Source organism: Acidovorax sp. HMWF018 (assembly GCF_003061035.1).
GTDB lineage: Bacteria > Pseudomonadota > Gammaproteobacteria > Burkholderiales > Burkholderiaceae_C > Acidovorax > Acidovorax delafieldii.
The window spans coordinates 3,368-7,036 of record NZ_QAIM01000391.1 but is presented as its reverse complement, the minus strand read 5'-3'; the positions used below and the strand labels follow the sequence as shown (position 1 = coordinate 7,036).

The following is a 3,669-nucleotide window of genomic DNA, read 5'->3' as shown; positions in this document are numbered from 1 at the left end:
GTGGATGCTGTGCTGCGTGGACAATCGCCCCATGCCCATGACGACCCCCGACCTGCCTCCCGCCGACGACGAAGACACGCCCCGCAGCCCGCGCGGCATCCAGAGCGTGGAGGTGGGCGGCCAGCTGCTGAAGGTGCTGGCGCGCACGGGCCGGCGCATGGCGCTCAAGGACCTGGCCCGCGCGGCGGACATGACGGCCGCCAAGGCGCACCCCTACCTGGTGAGCTTTGGCAAGCTGGGCCTGATCGAGCAGGACGCCGTGAGCGGCCACTACGGCCTGGGCCCCTTGGCCATGCAGCTGGGCCTGATCAGCCTGCAGCAGGTGGACCCGGTGCGCCTGGCCATTGCTGAGCTGCCCGCGCTGGCCCAGCGCATCGGCTACACCGTGTCGGCCTCGGTCTGGGGCGACAACGGCCCCACCATCATTCGTGTGGAAGAGGGCCCCACCGCCGTGTATGTGGCCATGCGCCACGGCACCACGGCCTCGGTGCGGCATACGGCCACGGGCAAGGTGTTTGCGGCCTTCGGCCCGCGCGAGCGCGCTGCGGCTGCGCTGGCGGCCGAAGGGTTTGCGGGCGCTTTGGACGAGCCTGCATTTGCGGCCGAACTGGAGGCTGTGCGTCAGCACCAGATCAGCGAGGTGACGGACCAGCTCCTGCCCGGCATCAGCGCGCTGGCCACGCCGGTGTTTGATGGGTTTGGGCAGTTGGTGCTGTGCATCGCCGTGATCGGCCCCAGCGCCACGCTGCAGACCGGGCCGGCCAGCCCGGCGGCGCAGCACCTGCGCGAGGCGGCGCGGAGCTTGTCGCAGCGCCTGGGTGCGCCGGTCAGCCCTGCGTAGCCCGTGGGGCGATCAGCCCGCTGCGCGCCCCAGCGCCTGGTCAATGTCCCACAGGATGTCGTCCAGGTCTTCAATCCCCACCGACAGCCGCACCATGTCCGCGCTCACGCCCGCGCGGGTCAGCTCTTCTTCACTGAGCTGGCGGTGGGTAGTCGATGCAGGGTGTATCACCAGTGTCTTCGCGTCGCCGATGTTGGCGAGGTGACTCAGGAACTCGCAGGCGTCGATGAACTTCTCGCCCGCCGCCGCGCCGCCCTTCACGCCAAACGTGAGAATGCCCGAGGCGCCCGGCGCGCCATCCACCGCGCGGAACTGCTTTCGCGCCAGGTCGTAGTACGGCGAATCCGCCAGGCCCGGGTAGTTGACCCACGCCACTTGCGGATGGCTCTGCAGAAACTTCGCCACGGCCAGCGCATTGCGGCAGTGCTCGCGCATGCGCAGGTGCAGGGTTTCGGCGCCCTGCAGCAGCTGCCATGCGTTCATGGGGGAGAGCACGCCGCCGAAGGTGCGGTTGACCTCCATGCGCGCCTTCATGGTGTAGCCAAAGTCGCCAAAGGTCTCGTAGAACTTCACGCCGTGGTAGGCGCGGCTGGGCTCGACCATCTCGGGGAATTTGCCGTTGTCCCATGGGAACTTGCCGCCTTCCACCACCACACCACCCATGGTCGTGCCGTGGCCGCCGATGTACTTGGTGGCGCTGTGCACCACGATGTCGGCGCCCAGCTGCAAGGGGTTGCACAGGTAGGGGCTGGCCACCGTGTTGTCGATGATGAGCGGCACGCCATGCGCATGCGCCACCCCGGCCACGGCGGCGATGTCGAGCACGTTGACCAGCGGGTTGCCGATGGTCTCGCCATAGAACGCACGGGTGTTGGGCCGCACCGCACGCGCAAAGTTCTCGGGGTCGGCCGGGTCCACGAATGTGGTCTCAATACCCAGACGCGAAAAGCCCACGCCCAGCTGCCCCACGGTGCCGCCGTAGAGCGTGCTGGCTGCCACGATGTGGTCCCCGGTTTTGAGGATGGCCAGCAGCGCCGCCATCTGCGCGGCCATGCCGCTGGCGCAGGCCAGGGCCGCACGGCCGTTTTCGAGGCTGGCGATGCGCTCCTCCAACACCGCCACCGTGGGGTTGCTGATGCGGCTGTAGACGTTGCCAAAGGTCTGCAGGTTGAACAGGCTGCTGGCGTGTTCGGCGTTGTCGAACACAAAGCTGGTCGTCTGGTGGATGGGTGTGGCGCGTGCGCCGGTCACCGGGTCGGGTTGGGCCCCGGCGTGGATGGCGCGGGTGCCAAAGCCGAAGTGGCGGTCGGCACCGTGGGATGTGGGCTCGGTCATGGCGGTGGCGCAGCCTGCAGTGCTGCGCAGGGGGTTGGGTGAAAGAATTTGAATGAAATTGGCCGCAAGCGCTAGTGCAATATGCGCTGGCAGCTATCAATTTGCTAGTAAGGCAGCTGCCGCAAGCGCTTGGCGCTGATCACGCGCGTGTTCACGCCCATCCAGCCCAGGCCGCCAAACAGACGCGCGTGTTCGATCTTCACGCAGCGGTTTTGAATGACTTGCAGGCCCGCCGCCTCGGCGCGCAGGCCTGCGGACTCGTTGAACACGCCCAGCTGCAGCCACAGGCACTGTGCGCCGATGGCGACGGCCTCATCGGCCAGTGGCGGGATGTCCTCACTCTTGCGAAAGCAGTCCACCATGTCGATCTTCTGGCCTTGCGCTGCCAGCGCTGCGGCCGCATCGGTCACGCTGGCGTAGGCCGCCTCGCCCAAAATCTGCCCGCCCTCACGCGCCACCAGCGGGTTGACCGGCACGATGCGGTAGCCATGCGCCTGCATGTACTTGGCGGCAAAGTAGCTGGGGCGGTGCCACTGCGGCGAAAGGCCCACCACCGCAATGGTGCGGCAGGCGGTGAGCAGGTGGCGCAGGGTGCTGATGGTGTCGGGGGTGTGGAGCATGCAAGCAGTGTACGCATGCCCCGGGACCGTGGACCAGCGTCACCGCAGCCGGTCAGGCCGGCGACTTGTACTTGATGCTGCACCCATACGGCGCCGTCGTCGCCGCCGAGATCGGCTTGCCCGCCAGCGCTTCGCCCAGCCCCACCTTCACGTAGTTGGTGGCCTTCTCGATGTCGGCCGGGCGGGCCGAGGGAATGCTGTCGATGCCGCCCGCGTAGATCAGATGGCCCTGCGGGTTGACGATGTACAGGTGCGGCGTGGTGCGTGCGCCGTAGCTCCTGCCCACGGTGCCTTCCTCGTCCATCAGCACGGCGGTGGGGGCGGCCTTGCGCTCCTGCTTCCAGGCCATCAGCTTGGCGGGCTCCAGGTAGTCGCTGCTGGCTCTTTCGGTGGAGTTGATGGACAGCCACACCACGCCTTGGCTGGTGGCGTCCTTCTGTGTGGCGGGCATGTTGCCGCTGTCGTAGTGCTTGCGCACGAAGGGGCAGCCGGGGTTGGTCCACTCCAGCACCACATGCTTGCCCTTGAAGTCCGACAGGCGAACGGTTTTTCCGTTGGTGTCCTTGAGCGTGAAGTCGGGCGCGGGCTGGCCCACGGTGGCGGCGGCCTGGGCGGCCTGGGCGCCCAGGGCGACGAGGGCGGCGGTGGCGATCAACGTACGGCGAAGCAGCTTCATGGCGGGGTCTCCTGAAGGGTTGGCGGGTGGTCGAAAGCGGAAAGGTGGGCTGGAAGCGATCTACAGCTGGGCGATGGTGGCGCGCACCTCGTCCACGCTGAGCACCTCGGTCAGCACCACCGGCGGCTTGCCGGGGCGGTAGAACACGTACACCGGCACGCCGCTGCGGCCCAGTGACGCCAGAGCGGCGGTGATGG

At 67.9% G+C, this 3,669-nt stretch carries 4 protein-coding genes; 1 reads left to right on the top strand and 3 read right to left on the bottom strand.

Going from position 1 to position 3,669, the window contains the following annotated elements:
• Positions 1-31 precede the first annotated feature (31 nt).
• Positions 32-841 (top strand): IclR family transcriptional regulator, encoded by an 810-nt coding sequence (locus DBR23_RS15600; protein WP_108498852.1) that lies wholly within the window; start codon positions 32-34, stop codon positions 839-841.
• A gap of 12 nt (positions 842-853) precedes the next feature.
• On the opposite strand, the gene DBR23_RS15595 is transcribed toward DBR23_RS15600, so the two are convergent.
• From DBR23_RS15595 to DBR23_RS15585, 3 genes are all read right to left on the bottom strand, one after another.
• Positions 854-2,176: an O-acetylhomoserine aminocarboxypropyltransferase/cysteine synthase family protein gene (locus DBR23_RS15595; RefSeq protein ID WP_108498851.1), complete on the bottom strand. Its 1,323-nt coding sequence runs from the start codon at positions 2,174-2,176 to the stop codon at positions 854-856.
• A gap of 104 nt (positions 2,177-2,280) precedes the next feature.
• Positions 2,281-2,796 carry a CoA-binding protein gene (locus tag DBR23_RS15590; RefSeq protein WP_108498850.1) on the bottom strand — a complete coding sequence of 172 codons (516 nt, stop codon included), beginning with the start codon at positions 2,794-2,796 and terminating at the stop codon, positions 2,281-2,283.
• A gap of 52 nt (positions 2,797-2,848) precedes the next feature.
• On the bottom strand, positions 2,849-3,472 hold the full coding sequence (locus DBR23_RS15585; protein ID WP_108498849.1) for a thioredoxin family protein: 624 nt from the start codon (positions 3,470-3,472) through the stop codon (positions 2,849-2,851).
• Positions 3,473-3,669: the final 197 nt, after the last annotated feature.

Excerpts from the sequence above, each read along its gene's own strand:
- DBR23_RS15600 (WP_108498852.1), top strand. The coding sequence starts at position 32 with ATGCCCATGACGACCCCCGACCTGCCTCCCGCCGACGACGAAGACACG.
- DBR23_RS15595 (WP_108498851.1), bottom strand. The coding sequence starts at position 2,176 with ATGACCGAGCCCACATCCCACGGTGCCGACCGCCACTTCGGCTTTGGC.
- DBR23_RS15590 (WP_108498850.1), bottom strand. The coding sequence starts at position 2,796 with ATGCTCCACACCCCCGACACCATCAGCACCCTGCGCCACCTGCTCACC.
- DBR23_RS15585 (WP_108498849.1), bottom strand. The coding sequence starts at position 3,472 with ATGAAGCTGCTTCGCCGTACGTTGATCGCCACCGCCGCCCTCGTCGCC.